General features: G+C 76.3%; 1 pseudogene. It reads left to right on the top strand.

The window, feature by feature from the left end:
• Positions 1-10: 10 nt before the first annotated feature.
• Positions 11-539, top strand: a pseudogene (locus ASG96_RS24410) (DUF222 domain-containing protein); the annotation flags it as partial.
• Positions 540-804: the final 265 nt, after the last annotated feature.

The following is an 804-nucleotide window of genomic DNA, read 5'->3' as shown; positions in this document are numbered from 1 at the left end:
GGCCGCCGACCTGCACGACGCGCACGCCCGGCTCGTCGACTTCGTCGCGACCGTCCTGTCGGACGGGTCGTGGCAGGCCGCGGGTCTGCGCTCCCCCGAGCACTGGCTGATGCTCCGCGCCGGACTGTCCCGGGGCCAGGCCGCCGCGGTCATCCTGCTGGCCCGCCGCGCTCAGGAGCTGCCCGCGACCGCGGCCGCGTTGCGGGAGGGCCGGATCAGCCTGGACCAGGCCGCGGTCGTGGCCCGGCACACCCCGGCCGCGTTCGACGCGACGGTCGCGGCGTTCGCGCAGCACGCGACCGTCACCCAGCTGCAGCGCTCGGTCACCCGCTACGACTTCACCCTGCAGCCCGACAGCGTCGACGACCGCGGCCGTGGCCTGCCCGGCGAGCCCCAACAGCACGACCCGGAGTCGGGACCGGTGACGCCCGCGCCGGTCGAGCCCGCCCACCTGAGCATGGGGACGGACGCCGACGGGCGGTTCCGGCTGCGCTACGACGCCCCCGCCGAGGTCGGCGCCCTCATCGAGGCAGCGTTGGNCGAAGGACCACCTCTTCCACACCCTGAGCCACGACCCCGCCAACCGCGAGGGCGTGAGCGAGGAGGAGAAGCGGGCCCTGAACGGGGACGTGCTGCACCCGGACCGGTGCTGCACCGCCGGAGGCAAGCCCCTGGTCACGTGGGCCGACGCGCTGACCGTGCTCGCCACCCGCTCCCTCGACGCCGCCACCACCACGACCGGCAGCGACGCGTCTGCCGGGTCGGGTGGTTCGGGTGGGGCGGCGCGGCGGGCGCGGTCCGCCA

This window comes from Terrabacter sp. Soil810 (assembly GCF_001429645.1).
GTDB lineage: Bacteria > Actinomycetota > Actinomycetes > Actinomycetales > Dermatophilaceae > Terrabacter.
The sequence above is the reverse complement of the archived record's forward strand: the minus strand, read 5'-3'. Positions and strand labels throughout refer to the sequence as shown.